The 15,499-nt window shown below is 30.4% G+C and carries 18 protein-coding genes and 1 tRNA gene; 7 read left to right on the top strand and 12 right to left on the bottom strand.

The genetic code is table 11. From position 1 onward, the window contains the following. Positions 1-5: 5 nt before the first annotated feature. A complete protein-coding gene (locus tag L8X33_RS06020) occupies positions 6-1,226 on the bottom strand; it encodes an argininosuccinate synthase (RefSeq protein WP_263659699.1) in 1,221 nt (406 codons plus the stop codon). Positions 1,227-1,341: 115 nt separating this feature from the next. On the opposite strand from L8X33_RS06020, the gene L8X33_RS06015 reads away from it, so the two are divergent. From L8X33_RS06015 to L8X33_RS05995, 5 genes are read left to right on the top strand one after another with little or no spacing between them, the layout of a single operon-like run. Continuing rightward, a complete protein-coding gene (locus tag L8X33_RS06015) occupies positions 1,342-1,590 on the top strand; it encodes an RNA-binding S4 domain-containing protein (protein ID WP_066007995.1) in 249 nt (82 codons plus the stop codon). Continuing rightward, the gene (gene tsaE / locus L8X33_RS06010) at positions 1,587-1,994 is read left to right on the top strand and encodes a tRNA (adenosine(37)-N6)-threonylcarbamoyltransferase complex ATPase subunit type 1 TsaE (protein WP_263670231.1); all 408 of its coding nucleotides are present in this window, start codon (positions 1,587-1,589) and stop codon (positions 1,992-1,994) included. The genes L8X33_RS06015 and tsaE overlap by 4 nt, the downstream gene beginning before the upstream one ends. Further along, entirely contained in the window at positions 1,987-2,712 is a 726-nt protein-coding gene (lptB, locus tag L8X33_RS06005; RefSeq protein ID WP_039618272.1) for an LPS export ABC transporter ATP-binding protein, read from the top strand. Before tsaE ends, lptB begins: the two co-directional genes overlap by 8 nt. Further along, a complete protein-coding gene (locus L8X33_RS06000; protein ID WP_133318902.1) occupies positions 2,712-3,959 on the top strand; it encodes an RNA polymerase factor sigma-54 in 1,248 nt (415 codons plus the stop codon). The genes lptB and L8X33_RS06000 overlap by 1 nt, the downstream gene beginning before the upstream one ends. Before the next feature lie 6 nt (positions 3,960-3,965). Then, positions 3,966-4,583 (top strand): YggS family pyridoxal phosphate-dependent enzyme, encoded by a 618-nt coding sequence (locus L8X33_RS05995; protein WP_263662440.1) that lies wholly within the window; start codon positions 3,966-3,968, stop codon positions 4,581-4,583. Here the strand turns inward: L8X33_RS05995 and L8X33_RS05990 are convergent. The 9 genes from L8X33_RS05990 to L8X33_RS05950 form a co-directional block, all read right to left on the bottom strand. Beyond that, positions 4,576-5,607 carry a UDP-N-acetylglucosamine--N-acetylmuramyl-(pentapeptide) pyrophosphoryl-undecaprenol N-acetylglucosamine transferase gene (locus L8X33_RS05990; RefSeq protein ID WP_263662439.1) on the bottom strand — a complete coding sequence of 344 codons (1,032 nt, stop codon included), beginning with the start codon at positions 5,605-5,607 and terminating at the stop codon, positions 4,576-4,578. The genes L8X33_RS05995 and L8X33_RS05990 overlap by 8 nt on opposite strands. Beyond that, positions 5,604-6,206: a serine O-acetyltransferase gene (cysE, locus tag L8X33_RS05985; RefSeq protein WP_133318905.1), complete on the bottom strand. Its 603-nt coding sequence runs from the start codon at positions 6,204-6,206 to the stop codon at positions 5,604-5,606. Before cysE ends, L8X33_RS05990 begins: the two co-directional genes overlap by 4 nt. Continuing rightward, the gene (gene speA / locus L8X33_RS05980) at positions 6,203-8,032 is read right to left on the bottom strand and encodes a biosynthetic arginine decarboxylase (RefSeq protein ID WP_263659697.1); all 1,830 of its coding nucleotides are present in this window, start codon (positions 8,030-8,032) and stop codon (positions 6,203-6,205) included. The genes cysE and speA overlap by 4 nt, the downstream gene beginning before the upstream one ends. Further along, positions 8,029-9,255: a histidine--tRNA ligase gene (gene hisS / locus L8X33_RS05975; protein ID WP_263670230.1), complete on the bottom strand. Its 1,227-nt coding sequence runs from the start codon at positions 9,253-9,255 to the stop codon at positions 8,029-8,031. Before hisS ends, speA begins: the two co-directional genes overlap by 4 nt. Further along, positions 9,248-9,832, bottom strand: coding sequence for a dTMP kinase (gene tmk / locus L8X33_RS05970; RefSeq protein ID WP_133318908.1), 585 nt, complete (start codon positions 9,830-9,832; stop codon positions 9,248-9,250). Before tmk ends, hisS begins: the two co-directional genes overlap by 8 nt. Next, a complete protein-coding gene (coaD, locus tag L8X33_RS05965) occupies positions 9,823-10,302 on the bottom strand; it encodes a pantetheine-phosphate adenylyltransferase (RefSeq protein WP_263661347.1) in 480 nt (159 codons plus the stop codon). The genes tmk and coaD overlap by 10 nt, the downstream gene beginning before the upstream one ends. Continuing rightward, the gene (locus L8X33_RS05960) at positions 10,302-10,880 is read right to left on the bottom strand and encodes a UbiX family flavin prenyltransferase (RefSeq protein WP_263670228.1); all 579 of its coding nucleotides are present in this window, start codon (positions 10,878-10,880) and stop codon (positions 10,302-10,304) included. Before L8X33_RS05960 ends, coaD begins: the two co-directional genes overlap by 1 nt. After that, complete coding sequence (gene flgA / locus L8X33_RS05955) at positions 10,877-11,545, bottom strand: flagellar basal body P-ring formation chaperone FlgA (protein WP_263662435.1); 669 nt, start codon at positions 11,543-11,545, stop codon at positions 10,877-10,879. Before flgA ends, L8X33_RS05960 begins: the two co-directional genes overlap by 4 nt. Positions 11,546-11,617: 72 nt before the next feature. Then, positions 11,618-11,692 (bottom strand) — tRNA-Gly (locus L8X33_RS05950). A 108-nt stretch (positions 11,693-11,800) separates the two neighbouring features. Between L8X33_RS05950 and L8X33_RS05945 the strand changes: the two genes are divergently transcribed. Then, the gene (locus L8X33_RS05945) at positions 11,801-12,097 is read left to right on the top strand and encodes an invasion antigen C (protein WP_039668370.1); all 297 of its coding nucleotides are present in this window, start codon (positions 11,801-11,803) and stop codon (positions 12,095-12,097) included. Between the two features lie 30 nt (positions 12,098-12,127). Here L8X33_RS05945 and L8X33_RS05940 read toward each other — a convergent pair whose 3' ends face one another. Both L8X33_RS05940 and murA read right to left on the bottom strand, forming a co-directional pair. After that, positions 12,128-13,288 (bottom strand): molybdopterin molybdotransferase MoeA, encoded by a 1,161-nt coding sequence (locus L8X33_RS05940; protein WP_263670227.1) that lies wholly within the window; start codon positions 13,286-13,288, stop codon positions 12,128-12,130. Further along, on the bottom strand, positions 13,285-14,541 hold the full coding sequence (murA, locus tag L8X33_RS05935) for a UDP-N-acetylglucosamine 1-carboxyvinyltransferase (RefSeq protein WP_133318912.1): 1,257 nt from the start codon (positions 14,539-14,541) through the stop codon (positions 13,285-13,287). Before murA ends, L8X33_RS05940 begins: the two co-directional genes overlap by 4 nt. A gap of 86 nt (positions 14,542-14,627) precedes the next feature. Between murA and L8X33_RS05930 the strand changes: the two genes are divergently transcribed. Next, positions 14,628-15,485: a DMT family transporter gene (locus L8X33_RS05930; RefSeq protein WP_263670226.1), complete on the top strand. Its 858-nt coding sequence runs from the start codon at positions 14,628-14,630 to the stop codon at positions 15,483-15,485. The last annotated feature ends 14 nt before the right edge of the window (positions 15,486-15,499 follow it).

The raw sequence follows: 15,499 nt of genomic DNA, 5'->3' as shown, positions 1-15,499 counted from the left end.
CCTTTTTAAAATTTTCTTCCATTTTTACCTGCGATGATAAATCTCAAAGCATTTAATCTTATAAAGCCTGCTGCATCTTTTTGATCATACACAGCATCTTCTTCAAAAGTACAATAAGCCTCGCTAAATAAGCTATCATTCGCACTTTCTCTGCCTATTACCATTACATTACCTTTATATAATTCAAGTTTAACTTTGCCATTTACATATTTTTGTGACTCATCAATTAAGGCTTGAAGCATTAATCTTTCAGGCGAGAACCAATAGCCATTATAAATTAAACTTGCATATTTTGGCATTAATTCATCTTTTAAATGTGCTGCCTCTCTATCAAGAGTGATACTTTCTATAGCACGGTGTGCTTTTAAAAGTATGCTTCCACCCGGAGTTTCATAACAACCTCTACTTTTCATACCCACATAGCGATTTTCAACAATATCAAGACGACCTATACCATGTTTTACACCAAGCTCATTAAGTTTTGCCAAAAGTTGTGCGGGAGACATTTTTTCTCCATTAATAGCACATAAATCGCCTTTACTAAACTCAAGCTCTATCACTTCGCTTTCATTTGGAGTTTCTTTTAAATCTTTCACCCAACGCCACATATCCGCTTCAGGTTTAGCAGCAGGATCTTCAAGTACTAAACCCTCATAAGAAATATGCAATAAATTTGCATCCATAGAATAAGGTGACTTACCTGGCTTTTTAGCTATATCAATACCATGTTTTTGCGCATAAGCTAAAAGTTTTTCACGGCTATTTAAATCCCATTCTCTCCAAGGAGCAATAATGGCTAAATTTGGATTTAGCGCCAAAGCACCTAATTCAAAACGCACTTGATCATTTCCTTTACCTGTTGCTCCATGACTAATAGCATCTGCATTAGTTTTATTTGCTATTTCTACTAAAGCTTTTGCTATCAAAGGTCTTGCTATACTTGTACCTAGTAAATATTCTCCTTCATAAATAGCATTTGCTCTAAACATAGGAAACACATAATCTTTTACAAATTCATCTTTTAAATCTTGAATAAAAATATTTTCTTCTTTTACACCCAAAGAAAGCGCTTTTTTTCTAGCAGGTTCAAGCTCTTCGCCTTGTCCAATATCTGCTGTGAAAGTTACTACTTCACATTTATACTCATCTTGTAGCCATTTTAAAATTATACTTGTATCAAGTCCGCCAGAATATGCTAAAACTACTTTTTTAATATCTTTTTTCATTGTCTTTCCTCTTTGTAAAAAAATGATTGTAAAATTTAACGAATTTAGCTTAATATAATGTAAAATATTTAGACATTTTATAACATTTTCTTGTATTTTTTGATAAAATATTTTTATGAGAATAGATAAATTTTTAAATGTAGTTAATATTACTAAGCGTCGTGCTATTTCAGAAGATATGTGTAAAAGTGGTGTAGTAAGTATAAATAATCAAGTAGTTAAAGCTAGTAAAGAAGTAAAAATTGGCGATGAAATAAGCATTAAATTTATAGAATATACCAATACCTATAAAGTCTTAGATATACCAACAACCAAAAGCATACCAAAAGCTATGCAAGAAAAATATGTGGTAAAAATCCAATGAAAGAAATGATTTTAAGCCAAAATGAGCTTTATAAGCTTTGTGAAATTTTACCTAAAAATGGAGTTATTTTACTTCAAGGGGATTTAGCAAGCGGTAAAACTACTTTAGTACAAAATTATGCTCAATTTCTTGGAGTAGAAAAAACGCTTAATTCTCCTACATTTTCTATCATGCAAGAGTATGATTTTCAACAAGGTAAAATGTATCATTATGATATTTATCAAGAAGGTTTTGATGGGCTTTTAAAAAATGGCTTGATTGAAATTTTTTTTGAAGAGGGTTTGCATTTGGTAGAGTGGGGTGATGAAAAATTAAAAAAATATTTAGATAAATATCAAATTTTTAATATAATTTTACAAATCATTCCTTATGAAAATAAAAGAAAGTATATAATACATGAGTAAGCTAGAAGCTAGAAATTTAGAAAAAATCATTAAAAAAACTAAAATCATACACGATGTTTCGCTAGAAGTGCAAAGTGGAGAAGTTGTAGGACTTTTAGGGCCTAATGGAGCAGGAAAAACTACGAGTTTTTATATGATATGTGGGCTTATTTTACCAACAAGTGGACAGGTGTTTTTAGACTCACAAGATATCACAAAAGAACCGCTTAATAAAAGAGCAAAGCTTGGCATTGGGTATTTACCTCAAGAAAGTAGTGTTTTTAAAGACTTAAGCGTAGAAGAAAATTTACTTTTAGCCGCCCAAGTAATATATAAGGATAAAAATTTATTAGAACAAAAGATAGAACAAATGCTAGAATTACTTAGCATAGAGCCTATTAGGCACAGAAAAGGTATGAGCTTAAGCGGGGGTGAAAGAAGGCGTTGTGAAATCGCAAGATCACTTATGTGTGATCCTAAATTTTTACTTTTAGATGAACCATTTGCTGGGGTTGATCCTATCGCAGTGAGTGAAATTCAAAGCTTGATTAATGATTTAAAAGCTATGAATATAGGTGTTTTAATCACTGATCATAATGTAAGAGAAACTTTAGCAATTTGCGATAGAGCTTATGTGATTAGAAGTGGAAGGTTGCTAGCTAGTGGTAATGCTAATGAAATTGCGCATAATGAAGATGTTAAAAAATATTATCTTGGAAGTGAGTTTAGACTTGAATAATGCTTAAACAAAAAACCTCTATAACACAAAAAGCAAAACTATCACAAACCTTAAGATCTTGGCTTCCTATATTGCAAGCTAATATTGAAGATCTAAAAGAAAGTTTAGATGAATTTGCTAAAGAAAATCCTTTTATAGAGATCAAAGAAAACTCAAGCATTACAAACAATCAAAACAAGTATTATCAAGAGTATTTTAGTAAAAATACCACTACGCAAATGATTGATGCAAAAAGCTTGGAAGTAAAAAATGTATATGAACTTTTAAGCGAGCAAATCATACCACCATTTTTTCCCACTAAAAAATCCCAAACCATTGCTGAAAAAATCATAGAATGTTTAAATCATGAAGGTTATTTTGAATATGATGAAGAAATTTTAGGTGAATTTGATCCTTTAGAAGTAGAAAAAATCAGACAAAGATTTAAGTATCTTGAGCCTATTGGAGTAGGTGCAAAAGACAATCAAGAAGCTTTTATTTTTGCATTAGAGCATTTTGACTTAGATGATGAGCTTTATGAGTTTTGCAAAATGTTAATTTTAAATTTAGAAAATGCAAAAGATTTTATCAAAGATCCTTTGTATAAAAAGGCTATAGCGATAATTAAAAAAATCTCCATTCCACCTTTTTTGGAGTATTTTGAAGAGAGCATGGAAATTATTCCTGATATATTTATTTATCAAGAAAATGGTGAAATTAAAATTAAAATTAATGATGATTATTATCCTGAAATTGCTTTTGAAGCAGATGGTTTAGATCATGAGTTTTTAAGTGCTTATTTAAAAGATGCAAAAAATTTAATCGATGCACTAGCTATGCGTAAAGCTACCCTTTATAAACTAGGGCTTATGATTATAGAATATCAATATGATTTTTTCATGGGTGGGGACATCAAACCTATGCAACTTAAAGATTTAGCACAAGATCTTGAAAGAAATGCTTCTACCATTTCAAGAGCAATTGCAAACAAATACTTAAGTTGTGATAGAGGTTTAATACCTTTAAAATCTTTCTTTACCACCGCAGTTGATGATGGCGAAACTTCTAATGCTACAATCAAAGATTTTCTTAGCAATTTAATTAAAAAAGAAAATCCTAAAAAACCTTTGAGTGATTTGAAAATTCTTGAACTCACTCAAAAAGAATTCCCAAGTGTGCAACTAGGGCGTAGGACTATCACTAAATATCGTATGCAACTTGGTATAGGAAGCTCAAGTGAGCGTAAAAAATTATATGAATTGATGTAGGAAAAGATGAATTTAGAAAGTATTTTTGAAAAAACCATAAAACAAAATGTGCGTTTAGTAGCAGCTAGCAAGTATGTTCAAGATGAACAAATTCGAGAGCTTTTTAAGCAAGGTGTTATAGAGTTTGGAGAAAATCAAGTCCAAGCTTTAGCTTTAAAAAAAGAAAAACTTCAAGATTTAGAAATCAAATGGCATTTTATAGGCAATCTTCAAAGTAACAAAATCAATCTTTTAATCAAACAAAACCCGTTACTTTGGCAATCTTGCAATGGCTTAAAAATCGCCAAAGCTATAGATAAAAGACTTGATTATAAATTAGATACTTTATTAGAAATTAATACTGCTAATGAAAGTTCTAAAAGTGGTATAGAGCAAAATAAGGCCATAGAAGAGTATTTACAAATACAAGAAGAGTGTAAAAATTTAAACCTTACAGGCATTATGTGTATAGGCTCTATGGATGAGGAAAAAGTTCAAGAAAGCTTTGAGCAAACTTTTAAAATCTATGAAATTTTACAAAAACACGGGGCAAAAATTTGCTCCATGGGTATGAGTGGGGATTTTGAACTAGCTATAAAATGTGGTTCAAATATGGTGCGTTTGGGGGGTATTTTATTTAAATAAACCCCATTTGTTTTGCTTTTTCTATCATAAAATCTGCGCCATTTTCGCTTTTTAATCCTTGCAAGGCTATAGATTTTTCTTCTAATGAGAAATTTTCTACTAAATTTAAAAATTGATGTTTTTCTTCTTGGGTTAAAATTTCACATAAATTACGCTCTTTTAAATACAAAGCATTAAAATATTGATGATTTTTAGCCGCATATGGATAAGGAATAAAAATACAAGGAAGTAAATTTGCACTAAGCTCAAAAAGACTACTTGCACCTGATCTTGATATAGCTAAATCTGCTTTAGAAATTTTATCTATAATGTTTTTATCAAAATCAAAAAGCTCTACTTTGACATTTAAATCCTCATAAGCTTTTTTACATCTTTCATGATCATTCTTACCACATTGATGAATGATATTTATACCTTTTTCTTTAAAGTATAAAGCATTTTCTAAAGCAAGGTCATTAATAAATTTAGCCCCTTGAGAGCCGCCAAGAAAAATAATATTTTTTAATTCTTTTCTCACTCTTGCTTTTTGAGAAAAAATCTCGCTAATAGGATAAGGACAAAAGAAAGTATTTGTTTTGTTAATTTGATCATCAAAAGCAGTAAAAAAAGCTTTAGAAAAAGGTTTTAAAAGTGAATTTAAACTTCCTATTTTTGAATTTTGCTCATGGATTAAAAGTGGAGTATTTGCCATTAAAGCACCAAAAGCGCCTGGGGCACTGCTATATCCACCCACACTAAAAACTGCTTTAATATTATGTTCTTTTAAAATTTGTTTTGTTTTTCTTGCAAGTTTTAAAATATGTAAAAATGATTGAACTTTAGCTAAGCCTTTTTTATTAACAACGCCTTGAGAGCTTAGAAAATATTTTTTATAAAAACCATTTTCATTTTCAAACCAAAGTCTATCTTGGCCATTTTCACTTCCTATGTAAATACATTCTATGCCTTGTTTTCTTGCACTTTGCAATAAACATCTAGCTATAGCCAAATGCCCTCCCGTGCCTCCACCTGTAATTGCTATCATTTGTCCTCTTTATTTAGTTTTTCTTCTAAAAATTTAATTCTTTCCTCTAGTTTTTGAATTCTCTCTTTTTGACTTATTTGAAATTCTTTAATATAAGCAGGTATACCAATAGCTGTTAAATTTGCCCCAACATCTTTTAATACAACTGCATTTGAACCTATTTTTGCATTTTTACCTATGGTAATATTACCTAAAATTTTAGCCCCAGAGCCTATGATCACACCATCTTCTATAGTAGGATGTCTTTTGGTATTTTTATCTAAACTTGTGCCACCTAAGGTTACTCCTTGATAGATAATCACATCATTACCAATTATAGCTGTTTCACCTACTACCACACCTATTGCATGATCTATGAATATCCTTCTACCTAGCGTAGCTCCAGGATGCAAATCAACCCCTGTTAAAAACTGAGAAATTCCACTAATCATTCTTGCTATGCGTTTATAATTTTTGATATAAAAAAAATGCGCAAAACGATAATTTACCACAGCCCAAACACCAGGATAGTTAAAAACTAATTCCACCCAAGATCTATATGCAGGATCTTTTTGTTTTGGCATAGAAAAATCTTCTTTGATTAGTTTAAAAATACTCATTTAGAACCTATACTTTTTAAGTATCCATTATCATTTAAAAATAAATAAATTTCACCCAAAATATGTTTTTTTTGATTTTCATTTACAAGTTTTGAAGCATAAATTTTTTCATTAATATTGTCCATAATTGCATGCACATCATAATCAAGATCTTCTAAGGTATCTAAAATAGATTGAGCCTCTAGCACGCTTTCTACTTCAAAACCCTTTTCATTAATACTTATACAAGCTTCAGTTGGATGTGTAAAAAGATTATGCTTCATGCCAAGCACTTCTTGATAAGCTCCCACTAGGAAAAATCCTAAAAAATAATCTTCAGCTTCTACATCAATATCATGTAAAAACAAAGGATTATCTTTAGAATAAGAAATTTCTCCATCGCTATCACAAGTTATATCCCATATACTTGCACTTCTAGTTGGCTTTTTATTGAGTCTATCAAGTGGCATGATAGGGAAATTTTGCTCTAAACCCCAAAAATCAGGTAAAGACTGAAATACTGAAAAATTCACTAAATATTTTTCTTGCACTTCATTTTGCAAACTCGATAAATCAGCTTGATCACCCACCAAAGAAATAGCTTTTCTCATAATCAAATGTACTAAAATTTCACTATTTGAGCGATCTTGTAAATCTACATAACCCAAATCAAACAAGGTTAAAATACTCTCCATATGATCAATGCTATCATGTAAATACTCAAGTGCATTAGAAGCTTTAATGTTTTTATACAAATCATAAAGTTCATCAATAAGTTTTGGGTTTTTATCTTTTAATAAAAGCTTGCTTTCTGTGTATTCTTGAGAAAAAAGCTCTAAAACAGGTGCTACTAAAACAGCATGATTAGCTGCTACAAAACGCCCACTTTCTATAAAAATATCAGGCTCTAAATCTTTTTTTTGTTCTGCAATACCTTTTAAAATAAACACAACATCGTTTGCATACTCACTTAAGGTGTAATTTCTGCTTGTTTCGTTTTTAAACTGAGAGTATTCTACCGCTAAACCTCCACCAAGATTAATAGCTTTTAAATTTTTTGCCCCCATTTTTCTAAGCTCGGTGTAGATATTACCCGCTTCATTTAGAGCTTTTTTCAAAGGATGAATTTCAGTAATTTGTGAGCCTAAATGAAAATGTATCATAGTAAATTGCTCTAAAAGTTTATTAGCTTTTAAAAGATTTACCGCTTCAATAAGCTCAGTAGATGTTAAACCAAACTTTGAATTTATACCACCACTTTTTGCCCAAATTCCTACTCCAGCTGAATGCAAACGCACCCTTAAGCCTATATTTGGCTTTGGCTTAAAACGATTTTTAGCAATTTCAATCATTGCTTCAAGCTCATTAAGTCCTTCCATAGTTAAAGTGATATTATGACCCATTTCACACGCTATAAAGCCCATATTTATGAGTTCTTTATCTTTAAAGCCATTAACTGTTATAGGTGCACCTTCATTGTTATAAGCCATAGCTAGCAAAAGCTCAGCCTTACTTCCTGCCTCTAAGCCATAGTTGTATTCTTTACCTAGATTAACTAAATTTTTTACAAAACCTGGATATTGATTGACTTTTAAAGGATATACAGCGTTAAAAGAACCTTTATAGTTAAATTCTTTTTTTGCTTTAGCAAATTTATTATAAATTTGCTCAATTTGCTTATGGATTAAATGAGGAAAACGAAGCAACAGTGGCCCCTTATAACCATCATCGCGTAAAGTATTTACTATATCTATAATGGCAGGTTTTTTACCATGATTTACACATACTTTGCCATTTTCAATGATAAAATTATTTGCACCCCAAATATTAATACCATAATCAATCATAACTCATTCTCCAAATTTGCTAATTTTATATTTTTATTTTCTTTACTATCTAAATTTTTATAAAAAATCTCTTCTTTTTGCATTTCATCTTCGCCTATACACAAAAAGATTTCAGCATTAGCATTATCTGCTTGGTTTAAATGCTTTGCAAGTTTTTTTGCTTCATAGCTTAAATATACCTTATGTTTTTTTCTTAAAGTATTTGCTAATTTAAAAATAGTATCTATATAAGCTTCATCCATAGCACAAAGATAAATTCCTTCTCTTGATTTTACGCTTTGTTTTTGCTCTAAAATAGCCATAATCCTTTCTATACCCATAGCAAAACCCACACCATAACCACTTTTACCATCTAAATATTCAATCAATCTATCATATCTTCCACCACCTGCTACGGCAGCTTTTGCACCGATTTCATCGCTAACAAACTCAAATGCACTTTTAGAATAATAATCAAGCCCACGCACTAATTTTTCATCACATTCAAATTCAACATCATTTTCTTTTAAAAGTTTTTGCAATTTTTCATAATCTTTCTTACAACATGAGCATAAATTTTCACTTAGTTTTGGTGCATTTTCGATTAAACTTTGACAATGATCATTTTTGCAATCAAGCACTCTAATAGGATTTAAGTCTTTTCTTCTTAAACAATCCTCACAAAAACCTTCTTTAGAATTTAAAAAATCTATGAGTTTTTCTTTATATACACCCATACATTCTTTACAGCCTAAAGAATTAATTTTCAAGCTTGTATGAATTTCTAAGCGTTTAAAAATTTCATTTAGCATTAAAATAATGCTCGCATCCTCATACACACTTGCTATGCCAAAGCTTTCTACTCCAAATTGATGAAATTCACGCAATCTTCCTTTTTGTGGCCTTTCATAGCGAAACATAGAGCCATGATAAAACCATCTTTTAACACTTTGAGCCTTGTCCATTTTAGCTTCTATGTATGATCTTACCACCCCAGCTGTCCCTTCAGGCCTTAAACACACATCATTGCCTGCTTTATCAACAAATTCATACATTTCTTTGCCAACTATATCAGAGCTTTCTCCAACACTTCTTTTAAAAAGCTTAGTAAGTTCTAAATGCGGACAATTAATAAAAGTAAAACCATAGTTTTTAGCTACTTTTTCACAAGTTTTTACCACTTTTTCATAAAGAGTAGCTTGATCATCTTGTAAATCTTTCATTCCTTTTAAAGCATTAATCATCTATAAAATCCTTAATTTTTTCATGTAAAATTTCAATACTCAAAGAAGCATCTAATTTTAAAATTTTTATATCTATCTTAGTTTTTAAAAACTCTAAAGTTTCTTCTAGGGCATTTTGTATATTTAAAAAATATTCAACCCCTCTTTTTTCAATACTATCTAGATCTTTTTTAGAAAGTCTTTGTTCAATAAGCTCTTTAGAGCCATGCAAAAATATAACCTTTTGCGGAAAAACCCCGCCTGTGGCAAAAGAATTTAACTCAAATAAAATATTTTGATCAAAATCACATCTTGCATAAGCCATATTAGAAATAAAACTACGATCTGAAATGATAAGTTTGTTTTTATTTTGTGCTAAATGCATGTCGATTAAATTTGCTCTATCTGCTAAAAAAAGCAAAAGCTCAGTTTTTTTAGAAAAATGTATTTTGCTTTCTAATAAAATTTTTCTCAAATGCACTCCAAGCTCACTTCCACCTGGTTCTTTAGTAAAAAATGCATTATGAAAATATTTTTTTAAAAGTTCTATCTGTGTGCTTTTACCCACACAATCAACCCCTTCAAAAGCTATATACAATCTCTCTCCTTTAATAAAGGTATAATTTCTTTTGGCACAAGCTTGCTCACATCACCATTATGAGCACAAATTGATCTTACTATGGAGCTTGAAATAAAAGAATTTTTTAAATTTGGCATAAGATATATGGTTTCAAAATCTTCCCAAAGCATGTGATTTGCATAGCCAAGTTGTAATTCATACTCAAAATCACTCACCGCTCTTAAGCCTCTTATAATGATATTTATTTGCAAATTTTTAGCAAGATCTACTAGTAAGTTATCAAAAGTTGTAATTTTAACATTTTTTAAGTCTTTTGTAGCAATTTTTACCATTTTTTCTCTATGTTCCAAGCTAAACATAGGCTTTTTACTTTCACTTTTAGCTATAGCAACTACCACCTCTTCAAACATCTTGCTAGCTCTAATGATAACATCTAAATGTCCATTAGTGATAGGATCAAATGTTCCTGGGTATATACAACTAGCCATCATTGCCACCTTTGGTATAAATTATGCTCGATATTTGCTAGATCAAGCCACTTTCCTATGATAAATTCATATAATTTTTCTAAATTATCAATCTTAGCATAACTTGCCATTACAGGAGGAGCGATGATAACTCCATGGCTAGAAAGTTTAGCCATTTGTTCTAAATTTAAAGTAGAATAGGGCATTTCTCTTACTCCAAGTATGAGCTTTTTGCGTTCTTTTAAAGCCACTCCTGCAGCTCTTGTAAGTAAAGTATCATTTATACCGCAAGCAATTTTTGCTAAAGTGTTAATCGAGCAAGGTGTGATAAAAGTCGTTTCTATGCCAAAAGATCCGCTTGCTACGCATTGACTAATGTCTTCATTATCTAAAAAATTTACATGTTCAAGCTCAAATTTATCTTTTATGTGTTGCAAAAAGTCTATATTTTGCAAAAGGGAATTTTCTTTTATAAAGCTTATTTTTGCATTTTTACTCACAATAGCATAAATTTGTCCTTTTTCTTTTAAATGTTTTAATAATAAAAAGCCAAGCTCGCAAGAACTAGCCCCGCTAATACCTACTAAAATTTTTCTCATTTTAGCTCCACATAATTTTTACTAATAACTTTACCATGCACGACTTTTCCATCTTTATTTTTAAGGCGAATTCTTTGGTTTAAATTCCCACTTTGCAAGGCTTTTAATTCTATCATCATGCTTAAATCCCCATCTTTGATAATACCATAAACAGAATCATTTCTTTGTATAAGGGTTTTGGTTTTAAACATATTATATTTTAAAATCATATTTTCTCTTATATTGCTTTTGGCTATTAAATTTGCGATTTCATCTTTTTTTAATACACCTTGAGGGGCTTTATCAAAAGGAATTTTTAAAATTTTAAAACTAGCAGGACTTAAATTTTCATTACGCGAAATAGGACGCGTAGTTTGCAAAACTTCTAATTTTGCCTTTAAAAAATACTTAAAAAATATATTTTTTTTAAACTGCTCTGGAGTTTTAAATTCAGCCTTTATAAAGCCATCGGCTCTATCAAAATTATGATTACCTAGCTTTAAAAAAATATATTGATTAAAATCAGCAGGCAAACTTGATTGAGTGTTAAGATCCAAAGAAATGATTTCTAACTGCGGATAATTTATTTTAAATTCTTTAATCAAAGCTAATTTTACTTCATCAAAATTCGAAGCAAAACTTAAAGTATAGAAAAATAAAACTAGAATGATTTGTTTAAAAAACAATACAGCAACCTCTTATATAAAATATATTAATTATATAATACATCAAAAAAGTTTGATTTTAGTTAAAAGAAGTGGAGCGGGAAACGAGATTCGAACTCGCGACCCCAACCTTGGCAAGGTTGTGCTCTACCCCTGAGCTATTCCCGCATTTTGAAAGTAGAGTGTGATTTTATCAAAACTTTATTTTATTGTCAAGTTTTTAAAATTAAGGAATGTTTTTTGCTTGTGATTATTAAATTTTAAAAGGAGCAACTCATGCAAGTAAATGATAAAAATAGTCCGCTAGCCTTAAACAATATGACAAAAATCAAAGAAAAAAACACATCTTCAGATGAATTTCAAGCTACACTTAATGCACTTAAAGACAAAGAGGAAAAAGAGTATAAAAAAGATAGCAACAATGCTTTTAGTAATACAGATTTAAATATAGGTTCAATTTCTAAAGATTATAGCGTATATGCTTGGGAGAAATTACGCCAAAGCAAATACCAAAAAAATGAAGAAAATATCTTAAACAATCTTTTTAAAACTTTAGATAAAGCAAGAAGTTAATCATTCAAAATAGGGTAGTGCAACACCCTATTAAATTTTTAAAACTTTAACTTCCTGATCTTTTACTAATTTTGTATCATCAATTTGCGTGATTAAAATATGCGTGTTTTCACATAAAGGTTTTAGCATACCTGAGCCAAATTTAGCTTCACTTGGTTTAAAATACCCATCGACTAATTTTCCAAAAGCAAAATCATTTCTTTGACCTTTGAAATTTAAATCTTTAGTCAATCTTGCTTTATCAATTTCCAAAAGTTCTTTACCATAAAGTAAATTGAGTATATTTTTTGCAAAAATATGCGTTGAAACTAAAGAGGCTAAAGGATTTCCTGGTAGGGCTAGAAAAAGCATATCGCTTTTGCTAAAAAGTTTTACATGCTTACAAAGTTTAGCATTTACTTTTTCAAAAATAGGGCTAAAATCACACTCAAGTAAAGCTTGTTTGATAAAATCAGCCTCACCCACGCTAGCTCCACCACTGCTTACAAGCATATCAAATTCTTTATTTTCTAAAAGCTTTTTATATGCATTTAAATCATCTTTTATAAGTCCTAAATACTCAACATCAGCATAATCTTGCAAAATAGCATAAATTCCAAAAGCATTTGCATTATATATGCTGTATTCATCAGCATTTTCCCAAGGCTCTACAAGCTCATCTCCACTTGAAAAAATTCCAATACGCATTTTTTTAACTACTTTTAGCTCATAAATTCCTTGAGCAGCAAGCATAGCTATCATACCTGAAGTGATTTTTTGCCCCTTTTTAAACAAAAGTTCTCCAAGCTTTGCTTCCTCGCCTTTAAAGCGGATGGCATTGTTTTCTTTAGCATTTTTAACATTGAGCTTTTCATCTTCAAGCAAAGCTTCTTCAAACATTAAAATGGTATTTGCATTTTGAGGAATTTTAGCTCCTGTCATAATCTTATAGCATTCATTTTTTTCTATAATATAATCATTTTTATCGCCTGCTAAAATGCTTCCTTTTATTTCTAGCAATTCATTCTTATGTGTATAATTTAGTGCATAGCCATCTAGGGCAGAATTATCAAAAGCGGGTAGGTTTTTTTTCACAAAAACATCTTCATATAAAATACACCCCAAAGCTTGTGTCAAATTTACTTTTTGAAATTCATTTTTTGCTTTGATTTGTTCTTTTAAAAAATCTAAAGTTGCAAAAATATCTCTCATTCTTCAAGCCTTCTTATACTTGCACCTAGTTTTTTAAATTTTTCTTCTAAATTTTCATACCCTCTATCAAGATGATAAATTCTATGAATTTTACTTGTGCCTTTAGCTGCTAAAGCCGCTAAAATCAAAGCAGAAGACGCACGCAAATCAGTAGCCATAACATCAGCTCCCAAAAGCTCTTTAGTGCCATTTATAGTAGCAATATGCCCGTTTAACCTTATATCAGCTCCCATTCTTAAAAGCTCACTTACATGCATAAAACGATTTTCAAATAATCTCTCATCAATAATACTTGCACCATTTGCTTTTAAAGCTAAAGCCATAAATTGTGCTTGCATATCCGTTGGAAAACCTGGATATTCGCTAGTTAAAATTTCAACTGGTTTGATTTCTTTAGCAGGATTTATACTAATACTATCTTCATTAATATCAAAACTAAAGCCCATTTGCTCTAGCTTTGCCAAAACTGCACTAAGATGGCTTGCATTGACTTTTTTTAGAGTGATTTTTGAGTTAGTGATAGCTCCTGCACACAGATAAGTTCCTGCTTCAATACGATCAGGAATAATTTCAAAAGGTTTAAATTCTAAAAGTTCTCCACTTGTGCCATAAATTTCAAGTTCAGAAGATCCTATGCCTTGTATATCAAGCCCGGCTCTAGCTAAAACCTCACAAAGTTGCACCACTTCAGGCTCTTTAGCAACATTTAAAAGTCTAGTTTTACCATGAGCTAGGGCTGCTGCCATAATGATATTTTCACTGCCTGTAACAGTGATTTTATCAAACATCACATCAGCACCTTTAAGCCCTCCACTAGCTACTACATAGCCTTGTTTAATCTCAATATTAGCTCCCATTTTTTCTAAAGCTAAAAGGTGTAAATCAATAGGGCGTTGGCCTATAGCACAACCTCCCGGTAAAGAAACTTCACAATTTCCAAATCTAGCTAGTAAAGGCCCTAAGGTAAGTATAGAAGCACGCATTTTACGCACGATGTCGTATTTTGCTATGGTTTTATTTAAATGTTTTGTATTTATTTTTGCAAAATTGTCTTTAAAAGTATAATTTGCTCCTAAATTTTCAAGCAAAGAAAGTAAGGTGCAAATATCTGCTACATTTGGTAAATTTGAAATTTGCACTTCATTTTTAGCTAAAATACTTGAAGCTATCAAAGGGAGTGCTGCATTTTTTGCACCACTTATTATCACTTCTCCATTTAATTTTTCAACACCATCAATCTCTAAATAAGTCATTAATTTTCCTTGAAATATATACATTTAATGATATAATAATATTTTACTACAAATATTATATAAATTAATAAGATTAAAGGTGTTTTTTGGGAGTTTTTCTAGTCATACTTGGTGGGATATTTTGGGCCATAAGTGGAGTTTTGGCTGAGTATTTGTTTAAAAATCATTATTCTGCTGAATGGGTAAGTTTTTATCGTTTGCTTTTTACCGGCGTTATTTTAATAATTTTGGGTGCAAAAAATTTCAAATTAAAATTGCTAAAGCAAAAACAAGAACTTAGCTCTCTTTTAATTTTTTCTATCTTTGGTTTATTGATAACTCAATATGGTTATTTTAAAGCTATTTATTATACCGATGCAGGAACTGCCACGATGATACAATACAACGCACCATTAATCATAATGCTTTTTATGTGTTTTAAAAATAAAATTTTTCCTAAAAAAATAGAGCTAATCGTTTTGTTTTTAATACTTTTTGCCTTATTTTTACTTATAACAAATGGGGATATTAATACATTAAAACTTGATATAAGAGGTGTTATTTGGGCTTTTTTTGGAGCTCTTGGAGTAGCGTTTTATTCTTTGAGTGCTAGGCTTATCATAGCAAAATATGGCTTATTTTTAATCATGGGTTTAGCTAGTTTATTTGCTTCTTTTTTGCTTTTTGTATTATTGCAAGGAAATATCCCAAAACATGATTTTTCTTTAAATTCCTTTTTGGCTATGAGCGTGATTGTATTTATAGGTACAATAGGGGCTTTTTGTTTATATTTAAAAGGAGTTGGATTAATAGGAGCTTTTAAAGCTAGTATGATAGCTTGTATAGAACCTGTGGCTGCTGCTTTTATGAGTTTTTTATTTTTAGGAACTATTTATAGCGTGATTGATCTTTTTGCTTTTGCTTTGATCATTCTTAGTGTGTTTTTAAATGCCAAAAAACACTAAGAATAAGTGATTAA

The sequence above is a fragment of the Campylobacter sp. CNRCH_2014_2849 genome, from assembly GCF_025772845.1.
Classification (GTDB): domain Bacteria; phylum Campylobacterota; class Campylobacteria; order Campylobacterales; family Campylobacteraceae; genus Campylobacter_D; species Campylobacter_D lari_D.
This window is presented reverse-complemented; position numbering and strand designations above follow the sequence as displayed.

Excerpts from the sequence above, each read along its gene's own strand:
- speA (WP_263659697.1), bottom strand. The coding sequence starts at position 8,032 with ATGATTGATTATGGTATTAATATTTGGGGTGCAAATAATTTTATCATT.
- L8X33_RS05995 (WP_263662440.1), top strand. The coding sequence starts at position 3,966 with ATGAATTTAGAAAGTATTTTTGAAAAAACCATAAAACAAAATGTGCGT.
- cysE (WP_133318905.1), bottom strand. The coding sequence starts at position 6,206 with ATGAGTATTTTTAAACTAATCAAAGAAGATTTTTCTATGCCAAAACAA.
- lptB (WP_039618272.1), top strand. The coding sequence starts at position 1,987 with ATGAGTAAGCTAGAAGCTAGAAATTTAGAAAAAATCATTAAAAAAACT.
- murA (WP_133318912.1), bottom strand. The coding sequence starts at position 14,541 with ATGACTTATTTAGAGATTGATGGTGTTGAAAAATTAAATGGAGAAGTG.
- hisS (WP_263670230.1), bottom strand. The coding sequence starts at position 9,255 with ATGATTAATGCTTTAAAAGGAATGAAAGATTTACAAGATGATCAAGCT.
- L8X33_RS05990 (WP_263662439.1), bottom strand. The coding sequence starts at position 5,607 with ATGATAGCAATTACAGGTGGAGGCACGGGAGGGCATTTGGCTATAGCT.
- L8X33_RS05940 (WP_263670227.1), bottom strand. The coding sequence starts at position 13,288 with ATGAGAGATATTTTTGCAACTTTAGATTTTTTAAAAGAACAAATCAAA.
- L8X33_RS06020 (WP_263659699.1), bottom strand. The coding sequence starts at position 1,226 with ATGAAAAAAGATATTAAAAAAGTAGTTTTAGCATATTCTGGCGGACTT.
- L8X33_RS06015 (WP_066007995.1), top strand. The coding sequence starts at position 1,342 with ATGAGAATAGATAAATTTTTAAATGTAGTTAATATTACTAAGCGTCGT.
- L8X33_RS05945 (WP_039668370.1), top strand. The coding sequence starts at position 11,801 with ATGCAAGTAAATGATAAAAATAGTCCGCTAGCCTTAAACAATATGACA.
- L8X33_RS05960 (WP_263670228.1), bottom strand. The coding sequence starts at position 10,880 with ATGAGAAAAATTTTAGTAGGTATTAGCGGGGCTAGTTCTTGCGAGCTT.
- tsaE (WP_263670231.1), top strand. The coding sequence starts at position 1,587 with ATGAAAGAAATGATTTTAAGCCAAAATGAGCTTTATAAGCTTTGTGAA.
- coaD (WP_263661347.1), bottom strand. The coding sequence starts at position 10,302 with ATGGCTAGTTGTATATACCCAGGAACATTTGATCCTATCACTAATGGA.
- L8X33_RS06000 (WP_133318902.1), top strand. The coding sequence starts at position 2,712 with ATGCTTAAACAAAAAACCTCTATAACACAAAAAGCAAAACTATCACAA.